The sequence below is a fragment of the Chondrinema litorale genome (assembly GCF_026250525.1).
Classification (GTDB): Bacteria; Bacteroidota; Bacteroidia; order Cytophagales; family Flammeovirgaceae; genus Chondrinema; species Chondrinema litorale.
This window is the reverse complement of record NZ_CP111043.1, coordinates 3,126,717-3,152,810: the sequence shown is the minus strand read 5'-3', so window position 1 is coordinate 3,152,810 and position 26,094 is coordinate 3,126,717. Positions and strand designations below refer to the sequence as shown.

Annotated in this window: 22 protein-coding genes; 11 read left to right on the top strand and 11 right to left on the bottom strand. The window is 33.7% G+C overall.

The genetic code is table 11. The features are described from left to right. Positions 1–44: 44 nt before the first annotated feature. Positions 45–413 carry a hypothetical protein gene (locus OQ292_RS12960; protein WP_284682558.1) on the bottom strand — a complete coding sequence of 123 codons (369 nt, stop codon included), beginning with the start codon at positions 411–413 and terminating at the stop codon, positions 45–47. Beyond that, positions 410–2,602, bottom strand: a complete 2,193-nt coding sequence (locus OQ292_RS12955) for a T9SS type A sorting domain-containing protein (RefSeq protein ID WP_284682557.1) — start codon at positions 2,600–2,602, stop codon at positions 410–412. Before OQ292_RS12955 ends, OQ292_RS12960 begins: the two co-directional genes overlap by 4 nt. A 117-nt stretch (positions 2,603–2,719) precedes the next feature. Between OQ292_RS12955 and OQ292_RS12950 the strand changes: the two genes are divergently transcribed. After that, positions 2,720–3,214 (top strand): hypothetical protein, encoded by a 495-nt coding sequence (locus tag OQ292_RS12950; RefSeq protein WP_284682556.1) that lies wholly within the window; start codon positions 2,720–2,722, stop codon positions 3,212–3,214. Between the two features lie 64 nt (positions 3,215–3,278). Here OQ292_RS12950 and OQ292_RS12945 read toward each other — a convergent pair whose 3' ends face one another. From OQ292_RS12945 to OQ292_RS12935, 3 genes are all read right to left on the bottom strand, one after another. Then, positions 3,279–4,442 carry a cystathionine gamma-synthase gene (locus OQ292_RS12945; protein ID WP_284686006.1) on the bottom strand — a complete coding sequence of 388 codons (1,164 nt, stop codon included), beginning with the start codon at positions 4,440–4,442 and terminating at the stop codon, positions 3,279–3,281. Between the two features lie 135 nt (positions 4,443–4,577). Then, positions 4,578–5,930 (bottom strand): tetratricopeptide repeat protein, encoded by a 1,353-nt coding sequence (locus tag OQ292_RS12940; protein ID WP_284682555.1) that lies wholly within the window; start codon positions 5,928–5,930, stop codon positions 4,578–4,580. A 171-nt stretch (positions 5,931–6,101) separates the two neighbouring features. Then, positions 6,102–7,106 (bottom strand): serine hydrolase domain-containing protein, encoded by a 1,005-nt coding sequence (locus tag OQ292_RS12935; RefSeq protein ID WP_284682554.1) that lies wholly within the window; start codon positions 7,104–7,106, stop codon positions 6,102–6,104. A 321-nt stretch (positions 7,107–7,427) separates the two neighbouring features. Here OQ292_RS12935 and trkA point away from each other — a divergent pair, with 321 nt between their 5' ends. The 6 genes from trkA to rodA all read left to right on the top strand — a co-directional run bounded on the left by trkA (position 7,428) and on the right by rodA (position 15,134). Then, positions 7,428–8,768: a Trk system potassium transporter TrkA gene (gene trkA / locus OQ292_RS12930; RefSeq protein WP_284682553.1), complete on the top strand. Its 1,341-nt coding sequence runs from the start codon at positions 7,428–7,430 to the stop codon at positions 8,766–8,768. Further along, positions 8,765–10,219, top strand: coding sequence for a TrkH family potassium uptake protein (locus tag OQ292_RS12925; protein WP_284682552.1), 1,455 nt, complete (start codon positions 8,765–8,767; stop codon positions 10,217–10,219). The genes trkA and OQ292_RS12925 overlap by 4 nt, the downstream gene beginning before the upstream one ends. A gap of 28 nt (positions 10,220–10,247) precedes the next feature. Next, entirely contained in the window at positions 10,248–11,129 is an 882-nt protein-coding gene (locus tag OQ292_RS12920) for a UbiA family prenyltransferase (RefSeq protein WP_284682551.1), read from the top strand. 50 nt (positions 11,130–11,179) lie between these two features. After that, positions 11,180–12,715 carry an MBOAT family O-acyltransferase gene (locus tag OQ292_RS12915; RefSeq protein ID WP_284682550.1) on the top strand — a complete coding sequence of 512 codons (1,536 nt, stop codon included), beginning with the start codon at positions 11,180–11,182 and terminating at the stop codon, positions 12,713–12,715. Between the two features lie 236 nt (positions 12,716–12,951). Beyond that, the gene (accD, locus tag OQ292_RS12910; RefSeq protein WP_284682549.1) at positions 12,952–13,794 is read left to right on the top strand and encodes an acetyl-CoA carboxylase, carboxyltransferase subunit beta; all 843 of its coding nucleotides are present in this window, start codon (positions 12,952–12,954) and stop codon (positions 13,792–13,794) included. Between the two features lie 32 nt (positions 13,795–13,826). After that, positions 13,827–15,134 (top strand): rod shape-determining protein RodA, encoded by a 1,308-nt coding sequence (rodA, locus tag OQ292_RS12905; RefSeq protein ID WP_284682548.1) that lies wholly within the window; start codon positions 13,827–13,829, stop codon positions 15,132–15,134. 5 nt (positions 15,135–15,139) lie between these two features. Here the strand turns inward: rodA and OQ292_RS12900 are convergent, their stop codons facing one another. Together OQ292_RS12900 and rplS are read right to left on the bottom strand one after the other, a co-directional pair. Next, complete coding sequence (locus OQ292_RS12900) at positions 15,140–15,901, bottom strand: UDP-2,3-diacylglucosamine diphosphatase (protein WP_284682547.1); 762 nt, start codon at positions 15,899–15,901, stop codon at positions 15,140–15,142. Between the two features lie 77 nt (positions 15,902–15,978). Further along, positions 15,979–16,335, bottom strand: a complete 357-nt coding sequence (rplS, locus tag OQ292_RS12895; RefSeq protein ID WP_284682546.1) for a 50S ribosomal protein L19 — start codon at positions 16,333–16,335, stop codon at positions 15,979–15,981. A 424-nt stretch (positions 16,336–16,759) separates the two neighbouring features. Between rplS and OQ292_RS12890 the strand changes: the two genes are divergently transcribed. Next, complete coding sequence (locus tag OQ292_RS12890; RefSeq protein WP_284682545.1) at positions 16,760–17,587, top strand: ChaN family lipoprotein; 828 nt, start codon at positions 16,760–16,762, stop codon at positions 17,585–17,587. A 35-nt stretch (positions 17,588–17,622) separates the two neighbouring features. On the opposite strand, the gene hisE is transcribed toward OQ292_RS12890, so the two are convergent. Together hisE and hisF are read right to left on the bottom strand one after the other, a co-directional pair. Further along, a complete protein-coding gene (gene hisE / locus OQ292_RS12885; RefSeq protein ID WP_284682544.1) occupies positions 17,623–18,150 on the bottom strand; it encodes a phosphoribosyl-ATP diphosphatase in 528 nt (175 codons plus the stop codon). Between the two features lie 36 nt (positions 18,151–18,186). After that, positions 18,187–18,942: an imidazole glycerol phosphate synthase subunit HisF gene (hisF, locus tag OQ292_RS12880; RefSeq protein ID WP_284682543.1), complete on the bottom strand. Its 756-nt coding sequence runs from the start codon at positions 18,940–18,942 to the stop codon at positions 18,187–18,189. A gap of 361 nt (positions 18,943–19,303) precedes the next feature. Between hisF and OQ292_RS12875 the strand changes: the two genes are divergently transcribed. Continuing rightward, positions 19,304–20,563, top strand: a complete 1,260-nt coding sequence (locus OQ292_RS12875) for a replication-associated recombination protein A (RefSeq protein WP_284682542.1) — start codon at positions 19,304–19,306, stop codon at positions 20,561–20,563. Here OQ292_RS12875 and OQ292_RS12870 read toward each other — a convergent pair whose 3' ends face one another. Then, positions 20,564–22,576 (bottom strand): OmpA family protein, encoded by a 2,013-nt coding sequence (locus OQ292_RS12870; protein ID WP_284682541.1) that lies wholly within the window; start codon positions 22,574–22,576, stop codon positions 20,564–20,566. A 77-nt stretch (positions 22,577–22,653) separates the two neighbouring features. Continuing rightward, positions 22,654–24,753, bottom strand: coding sequence for a peptidylprolyl isomerase (locus OQ292_RS12865; protein WP_284682540.1), 2,100 nt, complete (start codon positions 24,751–24,753; stop codon positions 22,654–22,656). Positions 24,754–24,986: 233 nt separating this feature from the next. On the opposite strand from OQ292_RS12865, the gene OQ292_RS12860 reads away from it, so the two are divergent. Continuing rightward, positions 24,987–25,682, top strand: a complete 696-nt coding sequence (locus tag OQ292_RS12860; RefSeq protein WP_284682539.1) for a YjjG family noncanonical pyrimidine nucleotidase — start codon at positions 24,987–24,989, stop codon at positions 25,680–25,682. A gap of 180 nt (positions 25,683–25,862) precedes the next feature. After that, positions 25,863–26,075, top strand: a complete 213-nt coding sequence (locus OQ292_RS12855; protein WP_284682538.1) for a hypothetical protein — start codon at positions 25,863–25,865, stop codon at positions 26,073–26,075. Positions 26,076–26,094 lie beyond the last annotated feature (19 nt).

The window sequence follows — 26,094 nt, the reverse complement described above, 5'->3', positions numbered from 1 at the left end:
AATTAATATTGTTAAGTAGATTTTATTCCTACAGATTATGCACTTTAGTTTAAGTGAACTAAAGCCTCTTCTACTTTAGTAACTTTCACCGCTTTGTAAGGAGCTATAATCTTCTGTAGGTGATTTTGCTCACCTAAATAAAATACTTGAAGTTTTTTTCTATACTTTATTAACTTCCTTAAAAATACAGGAATATTTCCCAATTCTTCTGTTTCGTTTAACTCTAGTATTACTATAAGCTTTTCGCTCTCATCAAGCAGCTTATTTATATAAGTTAATAATGTGGAGTCAGAATAGTTATCAAAATCAATAATTTCAAACTCTGGGAACAACAGTTTCAACTCAGTTTGTTGCTGAAAGTTAAAATTCCATGGCTCTCTCTTACTAACCGAAATACTTATTACTGTTTTCACTTTTTAATTAATAATTTTTTAGTTGAAACAGCATGATTACTTAATATTCTCAATATATATAGCCCTTCTGGCCAACTTGATACCTTTATTATTTTATCTTCATTGGCATTAAGTTCTACATTCTCCAAAATTAACTTACCATCGTTTGCATAGATATTTAGAAATCCATTTACAGTTGAACTGATATTAAATGAACTAACGGCAGGGTTTGGAAAAACCACAATAACATCATCATCCAACTCATCTTCTATTCCACTCACTATGTCATCATCTTCCACTTTTGTATTTTTCAAATAGCGAAGTCCGCCAGCTTCTGTACCTAAAATAATATCTTTTCCAAATACCACAGGATAAATACCTGTACCAAAGTAGTACTCGACATATACTTTATTGGTACTATCGTAAATAGTATCTTCGATTGTTGTAAAAGTAGTTTCTATCTCATTCTGAAAGTTTGGATAGATTCTTAACTCTCCAGAGCGATCTCCGGTAATTAATTCTAAACTTCCGTCTCCATCTAAATCAGCAGTTTCTAGACTTAACTCTCTTCGAAGGTTGTTGTATGTAATTCCACCAAAACCATCTATCGGATCTTCAAAAACTAGATTGCCTGAGTTTCTATAGTATGAAAGAACTCCTCCCTGAAACTTACCTAATAATATATCTATCTCCCCATCTTTATCTACATCTGTAAAATGTACCTCATCCAGTCTATTTACAGTAAATCCAAGTTTTACTATCTGATTTGTACTATAATCTAATGGCTCACTTTCAGATGTTGCTCTATTAAGCATATACCTGATTGATAATGATGTTCCTGATTGATAAGCTGTATAAGCTAAATCTTGCAAACCGTCTCCATCTATATCTGCAAACTGAATTTTTAACTCTGTATAAGCGAACTTAGATAGCCCCAAATAATCCTCATCTTTTAGTTCGAAAACAGGTTGTTCATCTGTACCTGTGTTTTCATATAAGAACAGTGTTGCATAAAAATTCCCATTATTCATTCTGCCTTTGTTGGCAACAAATAAATCCAGATCACCATCTCCATCTTCATCTGCTACTGCCGGGCTCGTGCCTTCGCCCAAATCCAGCATATTATCTTGCAAAAAATTCTTCTGAACTAGTGTAAACTCAGCAGTATCGATTCCAGTATTTTTGTAATACCAAATAGAATTAGAGAAATCAACTTCATTTAAATCATTAGAAAAAATATTAGGACTTACTATTAAATCCTCTTTGCCATCATAATCTACATCCTCATAATAGCTCCCAGGAAAAATCATGTCTATTGGTGCATCTGTTGGGAAGTCTAAATCATAATCTTCAAAAAGTACAGACTCTGAAGTTCCTTTATTTGTTACTGCAACCAGATTTGTACAATCTACCTCGCCTATATACAAATCCTGATCACCATCATTATCTTTATCAAATAATAATAAAGCTGAACCTGCATGTTCTATTGCTGCGACTCTACAAGATGAACCTCCATCAAAAAAATAGTCTAGGCAGTTTCCACACTCATACAAATTCCCCCATTTATCAGTAACTTTTTCATAAATTAAACTATCAGCAGTTCCATAGGTTTCCATACTTAGGTTTTGGTGAAACTCTATTGACCCCCCAAATGAAGGCACAAAATTGAAAATATCCAGATCGCCATCATTATCTACATCTACAATTGCAGGAATATCTGTAATATCTACTTTCAGGTTTATCTGTGAACCTGAAAAGCCCAATGTTCTTACAACATCTTTAAAAAGCTCCCAAGTTATTTTCCCATTACTAAAACCCTTATTCTTATAAACTGTAATACCCGAACTAGCTCCAGTAAATAAATCTTTAAACCCATCTCCATCAAAATCTTTTAAAAGTACCCAGTAGTTTACCTCAGGAAATTGTGTTTCTAAATAGGGTGCATATTTAAGTGTATCATTAGAATTAAGAAAAGTACTTAGCTTATAGGTTGTCCTGTCATAAACTAAAACATCTTCGACACCATCATTATCTAAATCAATCTTACTTATTTGAGCAGCATTTAACCCTCCTGCCCACGCATTAAAATAATTTTCACCCTCCTTAACTATTTCTATGGAATCGCTAAGAGTAAAAGTAAACGACTGAGCATAAATGCTGTTTGCGTAAAAAATAAGTAGAAGTAAAAATAAACGGGTAATAAGTTTCATAGCTAATTCATTTATCGGTCAATACTCTTAAGAAAGAGACAATCGCTTTTCGTCAAAGGTTCGTAACCAGTGTATTTTTAATATCGTAAAGTTAATTCAAACCAATTGTTGATTTGTATGAAACTATATTTTATCAGGAAGATAATTTTGTTAACAACTCTTTTATCCTCTACACTATTCATAAGCTCTTGCGACGACTTAAATATTTTCTCATCATTTAAAGAGCGTTTAGAAGGTAGATGGTACTTTGAAAAAGTGACATACCAGAAAGACTTTAGTTTTAAAGTAGAAAATATCACTAGTGAATATGACGACGTATACTTCGAATTTGATAAAAACAGAGATGTAACAGTTGAGTACATTGATGCTGACGGTAACCTAGTTCATATTGATGGGCAATGGGATAGGCAGTACGAAACAGATTGTGATGCATTTGACGATGATGATGAATGTGATGACATCAGCATATTACAGATTGCTCTTATGCAAAATGGCCCGTTACCTGTAAGCAATTATTCTTGGGAAGTAATTACTCTAAACTCGAATAAGCTTGTAGTTACAGAAAATACAATTAATGGACGAATAAAGTATAGATTGAGAAAAGAATACTAAAAAAACAGAAAGCCATCTGATTTAGCTCAGATGGCTTTTTATTTTAATAATGATGATCTAATATTTATGCCTTACTAGCAGACTCTATGGCTTGTTTTAAATCTGCAATTAAATCTTCAGTATCTTCGATACCAACACTTAAACGGATTAAGGAATCGCTTAAGCCAGATTTTTTGCGCTCTTCTGGTGGAATACTAGCGTGTGTCATTGATGCAGGATGACCACAAAGAGATTCTACACCTCCTAGCGATTCTGCTAAAGCAAAAAGATTAAAATTCTCTAATGTTTTAATGGCTGTAGTTACTTTATCATCTTTTAAGGTAAAAGAAACCATTCCACCAAAATCTCTCATTTGCTTCTTAGCAATTTCATAGCCTTTATGAGACTCTAAACCCGGATAATACACTTTACCAACCAAAGGATGCTGCTCAAGAAACTCAGCTACTGCTTTTCCATTAATGCAATGCTGTCTCATTCTTAGATGTAGTGTCTTTATTCCTCTTAAAACCAAAAAACAATCTTGAGGACCAGGAGTGCCACCAGCCGCATTTTGTAAAAACTTGTAAGACTCATACAACTTCTCATTATTGGTAATGATAGCTCCCATTACAGTATCTGAGTGGCCACCAAGGTATTTTGTAACTGAGTGCATCACGATGTCTGCACCAAGATCAAGCGGGTTTTGCAAATATGGAGTAGCAAAAGTGTTATCTACTGTAAGCAATACTTCATGCTTTTTTGTGATAGCAGCAATTTTTTCAATATCTATCACATTCATTAATGGATTTGTAGGTGTCTCTACCCATACCATTTTAGTTTTATCTGTTACATATTGTTCTACAGATTCAGCTTCTGCCATTGGCACAAATATGAACTTAATGCCAAATGGTTGAAAAACCGTAGTAAACAAACGATAAGTACCTCCATACATATCATTCGTACAGATAACTTCATCTCCCGGTCTTAGGGTTTTCATAATGGTATCTGTAGCTGCTAAACCTGTTGCATAACACAAACCATATTTGCCATTTTCTAATGCAGCCAAACTTGCTTGTAAAGCATCTCTTGTTGGGTTTTGTGTTCTGGCATACTCATAACCTTTATGTTTACCCGGTGACTCCTGCACATAAGTACTAGTTTGGTAAATCGGTGTCATAATCGCACCTGTAGTTGGGTCTGGTTCTACACCGGCATGCACTGCTTTGGTTCCAAATTTCATATATGTAATCTTTTGTCTTTTTAAATCCAAATAAAAATATATTTGTAAAAGTCCATAAAAAAAGAGCTATCTCAAAAAATCAACTCTCTTAAAAGAAAAGTTCAAATTTTCTGAAATAGCTCTTATACTTTATGAGATATTGCTTTAGATTCTTTTTCTAATTTCAGTTTTTCCGCCAATCCAACAGCCAACATCAATTGAATCACCTAGTTTCATACCTGCTGTATGTATTTCTTCCATTGATGGGAATTGCTTCATTGCACTTGACATTTTGCCATTGGCACCTGCAATAGAGTAAGCATCATAAGCAGCAAGATATATTGCTCTAAATTTCACAGGGTTAGATTCGTTACAAACATTCCCTGAAGACATGTATAAATCTCCAATAAGTGTATAAGCCTTACTCTTGTTATCTGGAGACATTTCAGCAGCTTTTACCGCTGCCGCGCGAGCATCGCTCATTCTACCTAATACGCTATATAACTGAGCTTTTTCAAAATAGAACTCGCCTTGTTTTTCTTTGTCATCAGCATAAGATTCAATACCCTTATCGTACCATTCTAAAGCTTTGTCGTATTCTTTTGAGCTTGCATATTTTTTTGCAATAATACTCGCTAAGCCACCAGTTTTGTCCTCTTCATAAACTTTCTCTGCTGCTTGTAAAAATATTGGGGCATCGTAGCATTTTCCTTGTACCAGATACTTTAAAGTTTTTTTAGCTAATTCGTAATTATCTGGTTCAGCTTTTAACTTTTCTCCCATTCTCTCAGTAACCATCTCACAGTCTAACAGCTCATCCGGAATAAAGCCGTCTATCTGATCAGCTATTTTATTCCAGCTTTCAACTTCTTTAGCATCTGCTCCTTTCTTATTTTCATCAATGGTTGCACCTACTTTATCCAAGTAATCCATAAAAGTATCATCGTCTATCTTTTTACGCTTATACTGAGTATTGGCCATTGCCATTAAATAGAGCAAGTTATTTTTATAAGTATCTTTTCCATTTAATTCGTATATCTTAGTATACAAATCAAATAGCTCGTCGTAATGTGCTTCTTCTCTCTTTAAGAGATAACTATAAGCTTTTAAACCTTTTCTTTGAAGAACTTCAGCCTCATTACCAAAATAAGTAACTCTCTTATCTAATAAGCTTAAGAGCTTATCCTGATATTTAATTTTTTCTTCTTCAGTTTCAGCATTATCTACTAAATACTCATAAATTTTATAACCATTTACATACATGGTGTAAGTAAGGTATGGAATATTGGTGATCAACCAGTCGAGTGAAGGTTCGGCCTCTTTCCATGCATAGTCTCCGAAATTGTACCTATCGGAATACATGGCAAATTTCACCTTGCCTTCTTCTCTTTTATCACCCCAACAATAGCCTTGTTCATCACAATTTGTAGCATCAGGATGTGTACTCTGCATATCTGCCTGAGCTATCGCAAAATGTGCGGCTAATACAAAAACAATTGATTGAAACGCAATTTTCATATCTATTTTATCTAAATATAACTGGGAAATTTCCTATTTTTTGTTGCAAATCTATTTTATTGTATGGTATAAAAAATAAATGGTTGTGTTAATTACATCGAATTAAAATAATCTTTATTAGCGGTTAATATACCATTTGAAAATTCAATATTACTCTGTAAAAAGTACTATTTAAACGAAAATGGGTACAATTTCGTTTCGTAGCAATTCAAAAGGGCCTTGGTGCTTATTTACATTGTAGTTTTTACCTGTGCATACCATTACAAGCGATAGCTCTGGAATAATAAAAATATGCTGGCTACCATAACCCCATGCATAGTACAATTTAAATTGTTTAGAATAACAATTGATTGAGTCTATCCACCAGCAAAAACCATATTTTACAGCATCCTCTTTAAAATGAACATGTTCTTCTAATATCTCTGTAGCCCACTCAGAAGATACTATCTGTTCACCTTCCCATTTTCCTTTATTACTCACTAGCAATCCTATTTTTGCCATATCTATCGGACACATTTCTACATCGGCTAAAATGCTATTATCATTTATAGAGCGGTGATAATTAAAATCTGTAATACTTAATGGCTTGTAAAGATATTTGTAGGCAAATTCTTCATGAAGCATACCTGTAACTTCATTTAAAATGGCAGAAATAATTATAGGATTGGCACTACTGTACTGAAAAACTTCTCCCGGCTTATATAACATTGGCCTTCCTAAAGCAAATTCAATCCAGTTTCCACTCCATGCCAACATATTACTGTGGTTTTCTAAACTCTGGTAAGTTACTTCACCTTCGTTCCAGCTTAAACCGGCTGTCATTTCTAGTAAATGCCGAATGGTAATTTTATCTTTACCTTCAGACCAATCAATATTTTTATACCGAGAAAGATAATTTATAATGGGCTCATCAATACTTTTAATAAAGTCTTCTTTTAAAGCTATTCCAACTAATAGTGCCTGAATACTTTTGGTTACAGACTGGAACTCATGTTTAGAAGTCCTACTATATCCATTAAAATAGCTTTCTAGCACAATTCCATTATCTCTACTAATTATCAAGCTATTTATAATTCCATATGTACCCTTACTAATATTGTTTGTAACTTTTTCAATTGCAGCATTTAAAAGACTCTGATTAAAGCTATTACCAGCGCTATTATTTTTTCTTGTCATTCTATGAAAGAGATAAAAAAGCAGAAGTAAACACAAACTAATTCTACTTTTACTAAAAAAAAATCAAACAATAGGTTCAGTTAATCAATTGGTAAAAACAACTATAGAATAGTTGAATTAAGCTAATATTTACATATTTTGCGGGAAATTTGAATTTCTTAACCCCAAATGATGCTAAATAAAATTCTTGCAATTGTATCATTCTTTGAGGCAAATAAGAAAAAAAACTCAAAACAACGTGCAAAGATTAAAACTATTAAAAATCTTTGCCCATTGAAATGGGAAAATTACCTGCCTATACAAAGTTAAATACTAAGAAAGATGAAAATAATTATTGCCGGAGCAGGAGATGTGGGATTTCACCTGGCAAAATTACTTGCAAATGAAGAGCACGATATAATTTTAATAGATACTAATCTTGATAAATTACAGTATGCTTCAGATCATTTGGATGTTGCTACAGTTAAAGGAAAATCTACCTCTTATAAGGTTTTAAAAGAAGCTAATGTACAAGAAGCTGACTTACTTATTTCTGTTACTTCTTTTGAAGAGAACAACTTAATGACAGCTATTTTGGGTAAACAGCTTGGAGCAGCAAAAACTATTGCCAGAGTAAGTAATACAGAGTTTCTTGCAGAAGATCAAAGAGAAGGTTTAAGAAACCTAGGTATTGACGAAATCATATCACCAGAAGCACTTGCATCAAAAGAAATTAAACGCTTATTAAAAGAAGCAGCTACTACAGATGTATTTGACTTTGAAAGTGGAAAATTATCACTCATCGGTCTTAGTATAGACGAGCATGATCCACTTAACAATAAAACACTCTCTGAAACCATCCACCTCAACCCAGAGCTCAATTTTATTACAGTAGCCATCCTCAGAAATAATGAAACCATTATACCGAGAGGTTCTACTCGATTTCAGCTTAACGATCACGTATATTATATTGCTTTACCAGAAGGTATAGATAAAGTACTTAAACTCACTGGTAAAAAGCGTGAAAAAATTAAGAACATTATGATTCTTGGTGGTAGTAAAGTTGGCGTACGAGCTGCTGCTGCACTAAGCACAAGATATAATGTAAAACTGATTGAGAAATCTCGTGATAAATGCTTCGATCTTGCAGAAGACCTACAAGAAGCTTTGGTTATTAGTGGTGACGGTCGTGAAGTAGAGTTGTTAGAAGAAGAAGGAATAGAACATATTGATGCATTTATTGCGGTAACAGGTAATTCTGAAACCAATATTATTTCGAGTTTGGTAGCAAAAAACCGCGGTGTCAAAAAAACTATCGCTCTGGTAGAAAACATGGATTACATACACCTCTCTCAAAACATTGGTGTAGATACCATGATCAATAAAAAGCTAATCGCTGCTAACTTTATCTTTAGGTATATTAGAGAAGGCCATGTAATTGCCATTACAAGTATTCATGGAGCTGATGCTGAAATTCTTGAATTTGTAGTAAAGAAAGACTCTAAAATTACCAAGAAACCTTTAAGCCAGTTGAGATTTCCTAAAACTGCAATTGTAGGAGGAGTTATCAGAAGAGGTAAAGCTTTTATAACCATGGGAAACTTCCTTTTCGAAGAGAACGACAGGGTTGTTGTTCTATCTAAACCAGAATGTATACACAAAGTCGAAGATTTTTTTAAATGAGATTCAACTTTAGAATTATTGTCAGCATTATAGGCTTATTACTTATTATTAATGGCCTATCTATGCTGCTATGCCTACCGTTTTCTGTTTATTTCCGCGAAAGAGATTGGAAAGCCTTACTAATTGCAGGTATCCTTACTTACATTGTAGGCTTTATCAGTTGGTATAGATATAAGGACACAAACAATAAAGAACTTAAAAAGCGCGACGGTTACCTCATAGTAACTCTAGGATGGGTAATTATGTCGGTATTTGGTGCATTACCCTATGTTTTTAGTGGAGCAATACCCAGTTTTACAGATGCATTTTTCGAGACTGTATCAGGCTATTCTACAACAGGTGCATCAATCCTTACAGATATAGAATCTGTACATAAAGGAATTCTTTTCTGGCGTAGTTTAACCCAGTGGATTGGTGGTATGGGAATTATCGTACTTACAGTAGCAATTCTTCCTTTTCTGGGTATTGGTGGCATGCAGCTTTTTGTGGCTGAAGCACCCGGTATAACTCCCGACAAACTAAAACCAAGAATACAGGCAACAGCAAAAAGACTTTGGTTAGTGTATGTAGGCATTACAGCAATAGAATGTGTTTTGTTAATGTTTGGTGGAATGTCTTTTTACGATGCGCTCAACCATAGCTTTACAACAATGGCCACTGGCGGATTTTCTACTAAAAACACATCTGCCGCAGACTTTAGTCCTTACATTCAGTATGTAATTACCATATTTATGTTTTTAGCTGGAACAAGCTTTACATTAAACTACTTCGCTTTTAAAAGAAAGTATAAAGAAATCTGGCGAAACGAAGAGTTCAGGTATTACCTAGGAGGAACAATTATCTCAACTATTATAATAACCATTGCCGTTTTTGTTGGTACTGAAAACAGCTTAGAGAAATCATTCAGAGATTCTATTTTTCAGATTGTTTCTATTGTTACAACTACTGGTTTTGTTTCTGCAGATTATACACAATGGACTCCTTTTGTAACATTATTGTTATTTATATTTATGTTTATAGGAGGTTCAGCAGGTTCAACAGCTGGAGGTGTAAAAATTGTGAGACATATTATTTTGCTCAAAAACAGTTTTTTAGAGCTCAAAAGACAATTACATCCTTCAGCAGTAATTCCGGTTAGGCTAAACGATAAAGCTATTTCTAAGAGTATCACCTTCCATGTTTTGGCTTTTATCATGATATACATCTCTATTTTTGCATTAGGATCTATTCTGGTTTCATTAAGTGGATTAGATTTTATGACCTCTATTGGTGCTGTTGCTACTTGTTTAGGTAATGTAGGACCAGGTTTAGGAGATGTAGGACCTGTAGACAACTTTGCTGGTTTGCCAAGTGTTAGTAAATGGATTCTTTCATTTCTGATGCTTTTAGGAAGACTTGAGCTATTTACTGTACTAATGCTATTTACACCATATTTCTGGAGAAAGGTTTAATCAGGTATTTCCTGTAATAACATTCACAATGAAAAAATCGACCTTACTGCATCTCAGAATACCTTTTTCGTTTCTGTTGATGCCTGTTTTCTTATTTGCTGTATCTGTTTCACCAGAACTCCCACTGGATAAACTGATTATAGTTTTTGTATCATTACACCTATTTCTATATCCAGCTAGTAATGGCTATAACTCTTGGTTCGATAAAGACGAAGAAAGTATTGGAGGGCTCAAAACTCCTCCTAAAGTAGAGAAAGAACTCTTATATTACTCTTTACTCTTTGATGCACTAGCAGTTATAGTAGGTTTTATAGCTTGCTGGGAATTTGCTTTAATGTGTTTTATTTATGGTGCTATTTCACGAGCATATAGTAACGATAAAATCAGACTAAAAAAATATCCGATAATTAGTTGGCTAGCAGTTACAATATTTCAGGGAGGCTTTATGTTTTTGGCAACTTATCTGGCCTTAAACCAACTTACTTTTCCAGAATTACTTAAAACAGAAATACTTTTCCCAGCAGCTTTAAGCACAGCCATGTTAATGGGATCCTACCCGATGACACAAGTCTATCAACACGATGAAGATGAAAAAAGAGGCGATCTTACACTAAGTAGAATGTTGGGTATTAAAGGCACATTTATTTTTACAGTATTATTTTTTGCTTGTGCAATGGCAGGCTTCACCTCCTATTTTACTACATATTTTGACTTTAACAGAGTAATTGTATTAAACATCGCTTTGCTGCCTGTGCTGGTTTATTTTTTGTTTTGGTTTAGAAAAGTATGGTTTGATAAAAACGCAGCCAATTTTTCTTCAACTATGCGTTTAAATATTATTTCAGCAACCTGTTTCAACTTATTTTTTTTTTATTCAACTTTGATGAATCATTTTTCTGTTTTTTCATGAGCTGAATTCAAACAGGTTTCATGTCAGTGCTAAAATAAATCCAATCACCTGTGCAAGAGACATTTGGAGATTTTTTTCAATATTTAGTTTACCAAGAAAACAGACCGCTCATATTTACGCAAGCTGTTTTTTGGATATTTTTTGGAGGGGTAATATTAATTTATCAGTTTATTTATCGCCAAAACAACATCAGAAATCTATTTCTAATGCTGTTTAGCATGTATTTTTATTACCTATCGAGTGGTTACTATTTTGTCCTTCTCATTTTCTCAACTCTGGTAGATTATTATCTGGGGAATGCTATATATAAAAGTGAAGATCAATCGAAGAGAAAGCTATATGTAACGCTCAGTGTTATAGTAAACCTTACTGTACTTGGCTATTTTAAGTACACCTATTTCTTTACAGATACATTTAATACTGTTTTTGATACATCATTAGAGACAAACAACATCTTGGCATTGTCTCTTAATAAAGTTTTAGGTTTAAGCATAGATGCAAGTAGAATTTTTCTACCAGTAGGTATTTCCTTCTATACATTTCAAACAATTAGTTATTCTGTAGACATTTACAGAAGAAGACTAGAACCAGTAAAAAACATTTTAGATTTTGCATTCTTTGTAAGCTTCTTCCCTCAATTAGTGGCTGGGCCAATTGTGAGAGCTACAGATTTTATACCTCAGATATATAAAGAATATAAGCTCACCAAAGAAGAATTTGGGCGAGGCATATTTCTAATTATCGGCGGATTAATCAAAAAAATATTTATTTCCGATTATATTTCAGTGAACTATGTAGATAGGATTTTTGGTAATCCAGATGGTTTTACTGGCTTCGAAAACTTAATGGCTGTTTACGGCTATTCACTGCAGATATATTGCGACTTTTCTGGTTATACAGACATTGCCATTGGTATAGCTTTAATATTAGGTTATAGATTACCTCTTAATTTTAATTCTCCCTACAAATCAATCAACATTACAGATTTTTGGAGACGCTGGCATATTTCACTATCAAGTTGGTTAAGAGATTACTTATACATCTCGCTTGGTGGTAATCGTAAAGGAAAAGGCAGAACTTATATAAACTTAATGCTTACGATGCTTCTTGGTGGCTTATGGCACGGAGCACATTTAAGATTTATAGTTTGGGGAGGTTTGCATGGAATTGCTCTTGCTTTCCATAAAATGTGGATGGAAATTTTTAAATCTAAAGTTAGTGATGAAGATGAATCTTTTGTTTCAAAACTAATTTCAGGAATTATTACTTTCCACTTTGTAGCATTTTGCTGGATATTTTTTAGAGCAGATACATTTGAGTTAGCATCAAAAGTTATCTCACAAATTGCACAGTCTTTTCATCCTGAAGTAATTTATGATATATTAGTAGCTTACAAAAATGTATTTATGATTATGCTTTTTGGTTATATCTTGCACTGGTTACCAAGCAACTGGAAACAGTTTGGAGCAGAAGCATTTGTTAAAACACCAGATTTTGCAAAAGCGACAATCATTTTTATAGTAATTCTGGTTTTATTTCAAGTAAAATCATCAGAATTACAGCCTTTTATCTATTTTCAATTCTGATATCGTCTTATTAACATACTTATCGTTAGACAAGCTTTCTCCGAAATTAGAAAAATTAAATATATTTGCCTCCGCACAATATTCAGGAAGCATACGGAAAGCCTCTATTAGTAAATTTTTGACTATCTGGTTCAACCTGCAGCTGCTGAGAAGTGTCTTCAATTTGAATTATTTATGAGCTATAAAGCTGCGTTTTAGGAGCTAAGCGTAGTATTTAGAAGAAAAATAGAAATTACATGGCCTGGTTTAAAAGAAAAGAAAAAGGAATAAACACACCAACAGATCAGAAAAAAGACTCACCTGAAGGACTTTGGTATAAAACTCCAAGTGGCAAGATTGTCCACATGAAACAATTGAAGAATAATTCTTATGTGAGTCCAGACGATAACCATCATGTAAGAATTGGTTCTGAAGAATATTTCGAGATTATTTTTGACGATCATAAATACGAAGAGCTAGATGCAAACCTTTCATCTGGTGACCCACTAGGTTTTAAAGACACCAAAACTTATACAGAACGTATTGAAGCTAGTCAGAAAAAAACTGGCTTAAAAGACGCGGCAAGATCTGCTCATGGTAAAATGAACGGAATGCCATTAGTCGTTTGTTGTATGGACTTTGAGTTTATTGGTGGTTCAATGGGTTCTGTTGTTGGGGAGAAAATAGCTAGAGCGATAGACTACGCATTAAAAACAAAAACTCCGTTTTTAATGATATCAAAGTCTGGTGGGGCCAGAATGATGGAAGCTGGTTTTTCATTAATGCAAATGGCAAAAACTTCTGCAAAACTTGCACTACTTTCAGAAGCTAAAATTCCTTACATTTCGTTACTTACAGACCCTACTACCGGAGGTGTTACTGCATCATTTGCTATGCTAGGAGATTTTAACATAGCAGAACCCGGAGCCTTAATTGGTTTTGCAGGTCCGAGAGTGATTAGAGAAACAATTGGAAAAGACCTGCCGAAAGGCTTCCAAAGTGCAGAATTTTTACAAGAGCACGGCTTCTTGGATTTTATTGTTAGTAGAAATGAATTAAAAAATAAGCTTACAATATTGCTCAAGATGCTCGAAAACTAGATTTTTTAATTTTTTATTGAGCCAAAAAGCTTATGAGGGAAAACAAATTACACCATTCTATAGACTGGTCTATTGTTGCCATATACCTCGCATTACTTTTATTCGGATGGATTAATATATATGCTGCTGTTTATGACCCTGAGGTTAAACAGAGTATATTTAGTATGGATTATAACTCTGGAAAACAGTTAGTCTGGATTTTTGCATCAGGTGTATTAATCGTATTTGTACTAGCCGTAGATTTTAGAATTTATGAGCAATATGCTTTTATTATCTACGGTTTCCTCATTTTCCTGCTTATTCTGGTATTATTTGTTGGTGTTGAAATAGCAGGCTCCCGATCTTGGTTTGACCTTGGTGTCATTGGTTTTAGTGGAGCGCGGCTTCAACCTGCCGAGTTTGCTAAATTTGGTACTGCACTAGCATTAAGTGGGTATCTCAATAGCACAAATAAACGGGCTGATGAGCCAATTGTACTTATAATATCTTTTGCCATTTTAGCCCTACCAGCAGCATTAATTATTCTACAGGGTGATACAGGTTCTGCACTGGTTTATAGCTCATTAGTCTTAGTATTATACAGAGAAGGTTTTCCAGGAGTAATACTTGTAGTAGGTGTTATTTTGGTATCGTTCTTTGTTGTTACCTTATTTTTCAGAGAAGATTCCTTTGATACATTTATTACTACTGTAGCCATACTTGGGGTTGTATCTTCACTGGCTTCTTATTTATTAGTGAATAAAAGAAAGAAAATAAAGGTTGCAGTGAGTGTATTTGTAGTAACACTCATGCTTATTTTTATGGCTTTTAGTATGGATTACATTCTAGTAAACATTCTAAAGCCACACCAAAGAGCTAGAATTGAAGTATTAGTTGATCCATATAAAGACCCCAAAGGTTCCGGTTGGAATGTAATTCAATCAAAAGTAGCGATTGGTTCGGGAGGTTTTGGAGGCAAAGGATTTTTACAAGGCACTCAAACCAAATTTGACTTCGTACCAGAGCAAAGCACCGACTTTATATTTTGTACCGTTGGTGAAGAATACGGATGGATTGGTAGCATGATAATTATCTCTCTGTTTACCACACTATTATTTAGAGTTGTAGCGCTAGCAGAACGGCAAAAATCACGATTTGCCAGAGTTTATGGCTATAGTGTTGCCTCTATTATATTTTTCCACTTTACGATCAATATAGGGATGACAATCGGCTTATTTCCAGTAATTGGAATACCCCTTCCCTATTTCAGTTATGGAGGCTCCTCTCTCTGGTCTTTTACAATTTTATTGTTTATTCTATTAAAATTAGACGGACACAGATCGCAGGTACTGGCTAGATAAGGAGTTTATTTCCACTCTTTTCTTAAAAGTGCTTGTCCATCATATTCAACATAGGTAAAATGGCTTAGCCAGTCTCCTATGTTGATGTATTTGCTGTTTTCAGCAACATCTAATTCGTAAGGAATGTGTCTATGACCAAAGAGATAATAATCACAATGGTTTTTGGCTTCATATTCTTTACAAAACTGGAATATAAATTCCTGTTCTCCATAGAATTTTAGGCCTTTATCCATTTTTTTGTGCTTTTTACCTTTAGACCAAGTATGTGCTATCCACATACCAATATTTGGGTTTAGCACACCAAAAAGCCATTGACATAAAGGATTTCTAAAGATTTTTTTGAGGAATTTGTACTTGTAATCACCAGGACCAAGACCATCTCCATGCCCTATAAGCAATTTTAAATCATTGCATTGTAATTCAATAGGATCGTAATATACCGGAATATTTAATTGCTCTGGAAAGTAACCAAACATCCACATATCGTGGTTTCCTGTAAAAAAAGAGATGGATATACCGCTATCTATTAATTCTGCTAGTTTCCCTTGAAAGCGGATAAATCCTCTTGGTATTACATATTTATACTCGTACCAAAAGTCAAAAATATCACCAAGTAAAAATATATGTTGTGCATCCTGTTTAATATGATCTAGCCAGGATATAAACTTCTTTTCTCTTATTAAACTTTCCTCATCGTTCGGAAAACCAAGATGAAGATCTGAAGCGAAATATATTTTTTTACCTGCTTTTAAATTTTCTTGAATCATATTAATCAAAACAAAAAAAGCCAACAAATATCAATTTGCCGGCTACCAGATATTCTTAACTTAAAAGTATGTACAACTTAGAACCTTTTCTCTTTTACTTTCGCAGCTTTACCTTTTCTTCCTCTCAAATAGAATAACTTAGCTCTTCTTACTTTACCTTTTCTAGTTACTTCTATTTTATCAATGCTTGGCGAAATAATAGGGAAAATTCTTTCTACACCAATACCGTTAGAGATTTTTCTAACTGTAAAAGTTTCACCATTAGTACCTTTATTTTTACGCTGAATTACAGTTCCTTGAAACTGCTGAATTCTTTCTTTATTTCCTTCTTTAATTTTTACGTGCACATTCACGGTATCTCCTGGACCAAATTCTGGAAATGTTGGTCTGGCCTCGTGAGAATCGTTTTCAACGATTTTTATTAAGTCATTCATTTTATTAGATATTTAGGCTCTCGTGTAAAAGGAGTGCAAATATAGAAATAATATTTATTTTTTGTGGTGCTAAAAACGGATAAAAATTCAAAAATTATCGCATCACAATAGGATTTCAGGGAGAAACCGCATTTAAATGCCTAATTTCCCTATTTTAATTGATTTTCTTTTAAATTTTTTATCCTATAAATTCAGAAAATCTAAGTTATTTTTAGCTTCTTACTGTTTATAAGAGTGCGAAAGTACAAAGAGTAATTATTTATTCCCCTCTTTTCTAACATTTTCAATTAAAATACTTTCTTATTTTTTAATATTGAAGAAGCAGAAAATCTGTGAAAATTAAACTCCTTTTACCGCTATATTCATTTTACTGATGCTTGCATTCAAACTCTTTTTCACTTTTTTATCTTTATTTTTTCAACCAATGTCTGGAGAAAATCAAACACCGGCTTACCAGTTATTCAATAAAGAAGGAAAAACAGTAAACTTCGAAGATATTTCTAAAAAATTAGCTGAAGCAGATATTGTTTTATTCGGAGAGTTGCACAACAACCCTATTTGCCATTGGCTACAACTAAGAACCACCAAAAAACTTTTTGAGGCACATGGTGAAAATTTGATACTAGCTGCAGAAATGTTCGAAAAAGACGATCAATTAATATTAAATGAATATCTGAAAGGTAAAATTCAAGAGAAACACTTAGAATCAGAAGCTAAACTTTGGAACAACTACCAAACAGACTATGCACCGCTAGTCAATTTTGCTAAAGACAATAAGCTAAAGTTTATAGGTAGTAATATTCCAAGACGCTATGCTAGTCTTGTATCTCGAGAAGGCTTAGAAGGTTTAGAATCCCTAGATAAAGAAGCAAAGAAACTAATTGCGCCACTACCTGTTAAAGTTGACCTAGCATTACCTGGATACAAAAACATGCTTGAAATGATGGGCACACATGGTGGAAATGCGCAAGCTGAAAACTTTGCTAAAGCTCAGGCAATTAAAGATGCTACCATGGCAAACTCCATTCTTGAAAATATGGATAAAAACCAGCATACTTTACATTTCAACGGAGCTTATCACTCAAATAACTTCGAAGGAATTATGTGGTATCTGCAACAGGCAAAACCAAAATTAAAAATTGTTACCATCAGTTCTGTAGAACAAGAATCAGTTGAAAGTTTAGAAGAGAAAAACCTCCAACTTGCTGATTATATCATTGTAATTCCTTCTGACATGACCAAAACATACTGATATTATTCAGTATGTTACTTCTTAGAGATAAAGATTTATTTATGTCTGCTTTGTAGCACTGCAATTACCTCTTCTAATCGGATATTTTTTGCTTCGAGCAATACTAAAAAGTGAAAAAGTAAATCTGCTGCTTCACCTAAAAATAAATCTTTATTATCGTCTTTAGCTTCAATTACCAACTCTACTGCCTCTTCACCCACTTTTTGAGCTACTTTGTTAATTCCTTTTTCAAATAATCTGGCAGTATAAGATGTATCAGTAGAGGCTGCTTGTTTTCTTTTTGCAATAATGCTACTTAAATAGTCTAAAAAGGCAGCCTTTTCACTTTCTGTTTCTGAAAAGTAAACAGAAGTATCTTCAGCAGCTTTTACTCTAACTAAACAGTAGTCTGCTTTTACAAAATAATCTTCTACTGTAAGCTCTGGTAGATCAATTACGTTTTCTTCTTTATCTAATAAACTTAACTGCTTATTGCTTTCCAGTTCGCTTAATGCAATATCGGTTAAATAGCCAAACTGTAAAATTTTAGCAGTAGTTATATCTTGAATAATAGCAGTTTTCAAAAGAATAGAATGTTTAAAGGTTAAGAAATGAGTTTGTTAGATTCGCACAGGAACCCCTTTTTGATTAAGAAATTGTTTTAAATCTGGAATCTCAATTTCTTTAAAGTGAAAAATACTAGCAGCCAAAGCAGCATCTGCATCATTATTTGCAAAAATATCTGAAAAATGCGCCATTGTACCAGCTCCACCAGAAGCAATTACCGGAATGTGCAAAGTTTTGGTTAATGTACCAGTGAGTTCAATGGCAAAACCTGCTTTTGTGCCATCGTGATCCATAGAGGTTAGCAATATTTCGCCAGCACCACGATCTTGTACTTCTTTTGCCCAAGGAATTGTTCTTTTTTCTGTGGCTTCTCTGCCTCCTTTAACATGTACAATATGCTCACCATCTACATATCTAGAATCTATTGCTACCACAACACATTGAGCACCAAATTCATTAGAAAGCTCATTTATAAGAGAAGGGTTTCTTACAGCAGATGAGTTAATAGAAATTTTATCGGCACCAGCATTTAGTAAAGCTGAAACATCTTCCACAGAACTAATTCCGCCACCTACAGTAAATGGAATATTAATTTGCTTCGCGACATTTCTTACCAATTCAACCAGTGTTTTTCTTTTTTCTACAGTAGCAGTAATATCCAGAAAAACCAATTCGTCGGCACCTTTACGGCTATAAATCTCGGCAAGCTCTACTGGGTCTCCAGCATCGCGTAAATCGACAAAATTTACACCTTTAACTGTTTTGCCATCTTTAATATCTAGACAGGGTATAATTCTTTTACAAAGCACAAGCTTGATATTTTAGTATAGTGCAAACTTAGGGATAAAAGAAAAAGGAAGGAAAAAGTTTGTTTGAAAGTTATAAACAAGTAAGAACAAAAATTCAGATTTATCTAATATCTGAATTCAAAAATTTCTTTTGTTTCAGTTAAAAATATTACACCAAAATAGTTATGGTGATAGAAGTAAATTTTAAGTAATTAGTTAGTTTAAGGAATATTAAATTTTGTGGAAAGTTTTCTTCAAAGAAGAAAGAAGTGTTTGTTAGCTAAATTTATCTTCACAACAAAGATAATACTTTCTGGAAACATTACTTATATTACATCGAAAAATATCAATAAAAAACATTGTTAACACTTGTTAATAGATTATGAAGATTCCATTGGCAGAAAGAATAAGACCCAATAACCTTACAAGTTTTATTGGTCAGGCACACCTTGTTGGTAAGAATGGCGTGATTCGAAAAATGATTGAACAAAAACAATTGGTTTCTATGATATTGTGGGGCCCTCCGGGAGTTGGAAAAACTACCCTAGCCAATATTATTGCCACACAAATGAACCGACCTTTTAAAATACTAAGTGCGATAAGCTCTGGTGTTAAAGATGTGAGAGAAGTTATTCAACAGGCAAAATATAAGCAAGACACCATATTATTTATAGATGAGATTCACAGATTTAATAAATCTCAACAAGATGCTCTATTAGGAGCTGTAGAAAAAGGGATTATCACTTTGATTGGTGCTACTACAGAAAACCCATCTTTTGAAGTAAATGCGGCTTTGCTTTCTAGATGTCAGGTGTACAAACTAAAGGAGCAAAGTCAGGCTGACTTACAAAACCTTTTAAAATCAGCTCTTGCAAACGATGAATATTTGCAAAAGAAAGAGGTTGATCTAAAAGAAACAGAAGCTCTGTTACGACTTGCAGATGGCGATGCTAGAAAGTTATTGAATCTTTTAGAAATGGTAGTTGAAGCAGTACCAGAAACTAAAGTAGAAATTACTGATGAAATGGTAATGGATATCGCCCAACAAAAAACTGTTTTGTATGATAAATCTGGTGAGCAACACTACGATATTATTTCTGCATTTATAAAATCGATAAGAGGAAGTGACCCAAACGCTGCATTGTATTGGATGGCTAGAATGATTGAAGGTGGAGAAGATCCAAAGTTTATTGCAAGGAGATTACTTATTCTCGCATCAGAAGATATTGGAAATGCTAACCCTACAGCAATGGTTATGGCAACAAATTGCTTTCAGGCAGTTACTTTTATCGGATACCCGGAAGCAGATTTAATTTTAGCTCAAACAGCTACCTACTTAGCATCTTCTCCAAAAAGTAATGCCAGCTATATGGGTATTAGAAAAGCTCAGCAATTAGTAAGAGAAAAAGGGAACTTACCTGTTCCGCTACATTTAAGAAACGCACCTACTGCATTAATGAAAAAAGAAGGATATGGAAAGGGTTATAAATATGCCCATGACTTTCCGAATAATTTTGCTGAGCAAGAATTTTTACCACCAGAAATATCGGGAACTAAACTTTACGATCCGGGTAAAAACCCAAGAGAAGCAGATTTGAGAAAGAGATTACAGTTTTTATGGAAGAATAAATATAACTATTAACTATAGTTCCAAAATTTTAAAAGCCACTCTCCTATTTCTTTTACGGCTTTCAGGGTCTCGCTCTGTAGTAAGAGGGCGAGACTCTCCATAAGCTTTTAATTTTATCCTTTCTGGCTCAATATCATGCTGACAAAGATATTGCTTTACAGCTATTACCCTTTGCTCAGAAAGTCTCTTATTCGCAACTGCATTGCCACTAATATCGGTATGGCCTTCTAGCAGAATCGTCATAGTCTCATTATCTTTCATCATTTGAACTATCAAATTCAATTCATTATAAGACTCTGATAAAAGAAAGGCTTCTCCCTGTACAAAATTTACCTGATGTAGCGAAATACTCTCCCCTGCAACTAGAGGTCTTAAGTATAAATCTTTTTTAAGATTAGCTATTTGCCCATCGGCATTTGTTATAATTAATGTATCTAAGAGTGAATAATAGTTTTTTGCTTTAGCCCATAAAATATATTTTTCTCCTGGCGAAACTGTTATTTTATAATTCCCATTTGAAGAGTTAGACAAGGCAATACCATTATTCTTATTGCTATCAATTTTTCTATAAATAATCTCTGCTTTTACAGGCTTTTTGGAAATCTCATCCAGTACTTTTCCAGTTATAATTGCTACAGGCTCTGGCTTAGCTTCTTCTGGGAGTTTTACTCTAAAAATATCTGCACTTTTATTATTTGAGTTTGCATATGAAACAAAATAGGCAAATTCACCCTTTGCATCAACTGTATAAGAAATATCCCAGTCTTTCGAGTTTAGCAAAGGTCCCATATTCAGAGGTTCTGTCCAGCTAGTCCAAGAATCATCTTTTCGGCGACTTACAAACATATCTGCTCCTCCATATCCGCTATACCCCGAAGAAGAAAAATAAAGGGTTTTATTATCTGAAGCTAAAAATGGAGTCAATTCTACGGCTGCTGTGTTAATATCTCGGCCTAAATTTAAAGGTTTAGACCATTTGCCATCATCATCTGCGAAACTCACAAAAATGTCTCTTTCTCCAATCGACTCAGCTGTTTCTATAGACATCAACAGTATCTTGCGGTTATTAGCCATAGTAAACTCACTGTATCGGTTCATATTATAGTAGTCTTTTATTTCTAATTCTTCTGGAAAAGACCAGCCGTTTTCTGAGTTATATGAAATTGAAACACCACCTTTTACACTTCCGTCTTTTTCATACACATTTCCTAACAAGAGCGCATTACCATCGGGAGTAACAGAACAAACATAATTGAGGTTTTTATTATTAAGAGGTTCTACGAATCGAATAGGCTCAGACCAATCACTTCCATTAAGCGTCGTCATCCAAATGTCATCGTTCTCGTATTTACTTTGTGTGTTTTCAGGATGATTCTTTCTATCAAAATATAATGTTTTGCCATCTGGAGAAATTACAGGTAACACTTCATCGTATGGACTATTTATAATTTCTGGCAGTTTTTCTATCATCTTTTCTTCTACGCCAGATACAATTTTAATTTCTGGGAAAACAGGTTCATTTTCATCTGAAATTGCCACAGCATCTATGTGATTCCAGCCTGAGATTTTTTTAGTGTCTAAAACTACTTTTACACTCACCACTTTATAATTGGTAAGCTTAAAAAGTACATGAAACATACCTTCTTTATCGTCTGGAGAGTTTTGCTGGCTTACATCATAAACTGTGTGGGCATTACCTGCTTCATCAAATAAAATAATTTCTACTATACTACCTGCATTGTAATTTTCGCCTATTGCAACCTGCTGTATCTGCATCGGGTTATTATAACCCAAATGTATCCATTCGATGCCTTTATTTTCTTCTGATGGAGACCACGCACACGGACTATCTTCTAAAACTGGTAACTTATTAGGCTTGCCTAAAGCCTGTTGTGCTCTATAACTAAATTGTCCACTTTTAGAATATTCTGATGAAAAGCCTAATACAATGCTTGCCCATTGTACTTCTGCTTGTAACTGGGAATAAGAAAGACACAGGAGAATAATTAAAAATTTTCTGAGCATTACAGAGCTATATAAACAAAAAAACCTGCACAAAACTAGTGCAGGTTAATATTATAATTTTTAGATGATATATTAAATTAATAGTATTTATATATCTCGTTTTCTACTTCTGCAAATTCATTCATTGCCTGAGCGATTTTAGCACTTACCTGATTGATATTGCCATATTTGCTCTCAATCTGATTTTTGTATAAAGAATACTCAGCAATTTCTGATGCTTTATCCATTTGGTCTATTTCTACAACTAAAACACCATTTTCGTCAGCAATTGGCTCAGAAGTTTGCCCTGTTTCCAGTTTGAAAATTTCACCTATTGCTTTAGGTGCAAATCCTACTGATGGTAAAGATGTTGTATTTAAAGAAATAGCAGTTGCCTGACCAATAGTAGCACCACTTCCATATCCGTCTTTTATTTGATCTAAAGTACCAGACAATCCTTTCATTTTAGCTAAAATCTGCTCTTTTTTCTTCTCTTTAGCTAATTTTTGCTCAATGCTATTTTTCACACTTTCGAATGAAGAAACACCATCTTCAGTTTTTTCTGTAAGAAGTGCAATTACAAATTGATCTTCTAACTCTAAAGTTTCAGATACATCACCAACTTCAGCTTCTCTAAAAGCCCAAGTAATAATAGTTCTCACACCCGGATCGTAAATATTATTGATCGATCTTGAGTTTTTGTTGATGTTTAATGCTTGGTAACGAATTAAAGAAGAATCAGCCTCAGAAGCACTAATAAAGTTTTCTTTAGTTCTGTCAACAGCAAAAGCACCAGTTCTTCTGTAAACTTCAGAACGAGTATCGTCGCTTGCAGCAATTTCTTTTTCGATTACAGCTAATGTATAGTTATCATAAACTTTAGTATGAGTAACACCTATAATATGGTAACCAAATTCAGTTTCTACAAGGTTAGGAAGTAAACCAGTAGATTTTGCATTCATTACGGCTTTGCTAAATGGCTCTACCATTGTGTTCTCGTCGAACCAGCCAAGATCACCACCTCTAGATTTTGTGCCATCTTCTCCATTAGCAGCAGCCATTTGAGCGAAATCTGCTCCACCTTTAATGTCATTTAAAATCTTAGTAGCTTTTGCTTTTGCATCTGCTCTGTTTTCGTCAGTTGCTTTTATAAGGATGTGTCTTGCTTTTGCATAAGCAACAGAGTCATCTGTGATATCTAACACTTTATATAATTTGTAGAAATCACCATCTTTAACTGGACCGAATACTTTACCTTTTTCAAAATCGCCAATGTTAAGGCCTTGAGGCAAGTTATTAGGCTTCGCTACAATAAAGTTATTATTTGTTTCAGAGTTAGCAGCGGTAAATGCTGTGTCGTTTTGAGTATTAGCAAACGGAGTTTTTAAATCTTCTAACTCTTCTTTAATTTCTTCAATATCTATATCAGAAGGCGTAATAGGGAATGTTACATATTCTAATGAAATAGTAGCTTCGCTATCAAACTCTTTTTTATGATTATTATAATAATCACGCATTTCGCTTTCAGAAACACTTACAGCAGAATCTGCAATAGTTGAATATGGTACATAAGCATATCTTACATCTGCTTTAGAGTTTTGTGCTTCATACTCTTTTTTAGCTTCTGCATCTGTAGCGTAATAAGTTTCTGCTAGCATGTTCTCATATTTCGCTCTTAAGCGGTTAGGTCTTAAGTTTCTTTCGAAATTGATATAAAATGCTTGGCTTTGTGGAGGCACACTCTCGATGTTTTGTAAGAAACTTCTTATATTGTTTCTGTCAATTTCTCCAGTTTCAGGATTAGTAAATAAGCTAGCCCATGAAGCATCAATATTATTACCTTGAATCATATCGATCATTTCTTCATCAGTAACTTCTAGTCCTAATTTTTCAAATTCTTTGAAATAGGCTTTTTTAAATACTAACTGATTCCATGCTTGTTGACGAATACCTGGCAACTCCTGCTCAGTGAGAGCTCTGCCAATATTCATTTCATAGTTTTGTCTGAATTCATCAAATTCCCTAGAAAATTCTTCGAAAGGAATTTCATCACCGGCAATTTCACCTACAATTCTCTCATTACCCTGAGATAGGAAGTTTCTTGAAAAAAGGTCTCCCAGGATAAATGCCAGCATGGCAACACCTATCACTATCAGAAGCAAACCTGACTTGTTGCGTATGGAGTTTATTATTGACATATTTTTTAAAATTATTTTTTAATTTGATTCATACTGCCTCAAAAATTATCAACCTTTAAAAGCACAGTAAGCTTCGAATTTTTGGATGGCAAAATTAGGTAAAATTTAATGAATAACCATATCTTTCTTGCATATGCAAAAGGAAAGTTAAACTTTTATTAAAAAAAACTTCTTATATCTCTTTCCAATTTTACGCTCTAAAACTATACTTTCAACTTTTTATTAAATAATAGATGAAAAAGTATCTGCATATTTTTTTTGATTTAGATCATACTCTATGGGATTTTGACCGGTGTTCGGAAGAAACTGTTTACGAACTGATCGAAAAATATCAATTGCATCTTATTACAAAAAAAGCCCATATAGATTTTATTCAAACTTTTAAGAAAGTAAATAATAAACTGTGGTATTTGTACCATTTGGGGAAAATTACTAAAAAAGGAATAAGAGACGAAAGATTTAAAATCATTTTTAACGAGCTTAATATTGATCTTATACACCTTCCTAACAATATAGGTAAAGAATATCTAGAGATATGTCCTTGTAAACCTTATTTAATAGAAGATGCTATTGAAGTATTAGATTACCTTGCAGAAAGGTATGATTTACATATTCTTACTAATGGTTTTGAAGATGTACAAGAGATTAAATTAACTAACTCTGGTATAAGAGACTATTTTAAATGTATAATTACATCAGAAAGTACAGGAAAAACCAAACCTCACAAAGAGATTTTCGACTTTGCTTTAAGCCACTCCAAAGCAGAATTAGAGCAATCTATTATGATAGGTGATAATTTAAAAACAGACATTTTAGGCGCTTACCAAGCTGGCATGGACAGTATCTACTACAACCCGGTTGGAAAGAAACAAGACCATACAGCGCTTTATGAGATTAAAAAACTACTTGAACTTAAGGGGATATTGTAGAGAAATGAACACATTGGGGACAAACGTGTACGATAATGCACATTTTTTTGTTTCAATAAATTTATAAAACCATACATAACTTACTGATATACAAAGAAATATTTTTTATGGTTTAAGGTTTGATAATCGTGTTAATGAACCTTAAAGAAAGAAGAAATGCTGAATAGATTAGAAAATTTCATGAAATATAAAAGAAACTCAGTTTTTGTATATGTGCTCTTGTTAGCCGTTTTGAGTTTCATGATTTCTTTAAACAGAGGAAACTTCAATACAGATAATTCAATTCAAAAGAAAAAGGTATCATTCCCGATTCAGGAAAAGACACAAGATAGCAAAAGCAATTTTGTAAAAACTGTTTTTGAAGCTGCTGTAGATTTTAAGCAATACTCTTAATACTTAATAAGGCATCTGG

Bases quoted from the DNA above. Each gene is read 5' to 3' on its own strand.
- OQ292_RS12955 (WP_284682557.1), bottom strand. From the start codon at position 2,602: ATGAAACTTATTACCCGTTTATTTTTACTTCTACTTATTTTTTACGCA.
- OQ292_RS12950 (WP_284682556.1), top strand. From the start codon at position 2,720: ATGAAACTATATTTTATCAGGAAGATAATTTTGTTAACAACTCTTTTA.
- OQ292_RS12940 (WP_284682555.1), bottom strand. From the start codon at position 5,930: ATGAAAATTGCGTTTCAATCAATTGTTTTTGTATTAGCCGCACATTTT.
- OQ292_RS12935 (WP_284682554.1), bottom strand. From the start codon at position 7,106: ATGACAAGAAAAAATAATAGCGCTGGTAATAGCTTTAATCAGAGTCTT.
- trkA (WP_284682553.1), top strand. From the start codon at position 7,428: ATGAAAATAATTATTGCCGGAGCAGGAGATGTGGGATTTCACCTGGCA.
- OQ292_RS12925 (WP_284682552.1), top strand. From the start codon at position 8,765: ATGAGATTCAACTTTAGAATTATTGTCAGCATTATAGGCTTATTACTT.
- OQ292_RS12920 (WP_284682551.1), top strand. From the start codon at position 10,248: ATGAAAAAATCGACCTTACTGCATCTCAGAATACCTTTTTCGTTTCTG.
- accD (WP_284682549.1), top strand. From the start codon at position 12,952: ATGGCCTGGTTTAAAAGAAAAGAAAAAGGAATAAACACACCAACAGAT.
- rodA (WP_284682548.1), top strand. From the start codon at position 13,827: ATGAGGGAAAACAAATTACACCATTCTATAGACTGGTCTATTGTTGCC.
- OQ292_RS12900 (WP_284682547.1), bottom strand. From the start codon at position 15,901: ATGATTCAAGAAAATTTAAAAGCAGGTAAAAAAATATATTTCGCTTCA.
- rplS (WP_284682546.1), bottom strand. From the start codon at position 16,335: ATGAATGACTTAATAAAAATCGTTGAAAACGATTCTCACGAGGCCAGA.
- OQ292_RS12890 (WP_284682545.1), top strand. From the start codon at position 16,760: ATGTCTGGAGAAAATCAAACACCGGCTTACCAGTTATTCAATAAAGAA.
- OQ292_RS12875 (WP_284682542.1), top strand. From the start codon at position 19,304: ATGAAGATTCCATTGGCAGAAAGAATAAGACCCAATAACCTTACAAGT.
- OQ292_RS12870 (WP_284682541.1), bottom strand. From the start codon at position 22,576: ATGCTCAGAAAATTTTTAATTATTCTCCTGTGTCTTTCTTATTCCCAG.
- OQ292_RS12865 (WP_284682540.1), bottom strand. From the start codon at position 24,753: ATGTCAATAATAAACTCCATACGCAACAAGTCAGGTTTGCTTCTGATA.
- OQ292_RS12860 (WP_284682539.1), top strand. From the start codon at position 24,987: ATGAAAAAGTATCTGCATATTTTTTTTGATTTAGATCATACTCTATGG.
- OQ292_RS12855 (WP_284682538.1), top strand. From the start codon at position 25,863: ATGAAATATAAAAGAAACTCAGTTTTTGTATATGTGCTCTTGTTAGCC.